This is a genomic window from Vibrio sp. 1401, from assembly GCF_033340295.1.
The window spans coordinates 1-507 of the sequence record NZ_JAWOWF010000886.1 but is presented as its reverse complement, the minus strand read 5'-3'; the positions used below and the strand labels follow the sequence as shown (position 1 = coordinate 507).

1 protein-coding gene is annotated in these 507 nt (G+C 42.4%); it reads left to right on the top strand.

Translation table 11 applies throughout. From position 1 onward, the window contains the following. The coding region (locus R7Z77_RS28710) for a bacteriophage T4 gp5 trimerisation domain-containing protein (protein WP_411913232.1) at window positions 1–507 on the top strand (507 nt) is incomplete at both ends.

The following is a 507-nucleotide window of genomic DNA, read 5'->3' as shown; positions in this document are numbered from 1 at the left end:
GGTGCTCAACAACCGTTACCGTGATATCGGTCAAGATGAATTCTTGAAGGTTGCACGTCACCAAACGAATGAAGTTCATGGTGACCATAAAGAAACCATTCATGGACATAAAACGACACAAGTAAACAGTACGTTTACCGAGACAGTCGAGCAAGACGTTACCGTCACATACAACGCGAACGAAGCCCAGTATGTGAAAAACAATTTTGACTTAGAAATTGGTGATAACCGTACGACTAAGATCGGTAAAAATGATGACTTAGATATTGGCGAAAACAGTAACCTTACTATCGGTGCGTCTAAGAGTTCAGATATTGGTGCGGATGATAACCAGACGGTTGGTGGCAACTTAACGGTATCAGTGAAAGGGAACACCGCTTATAAAGCTGATGGTGCAACGCAAATTATCAGTGGCGACAAGATTGTATTGAAAACGGGTGGTTCCTCTTTAGTGATGAACAGTGATGGTTCAATAAAGTTATCAGGCTCGGCTATTACGATCGAAGG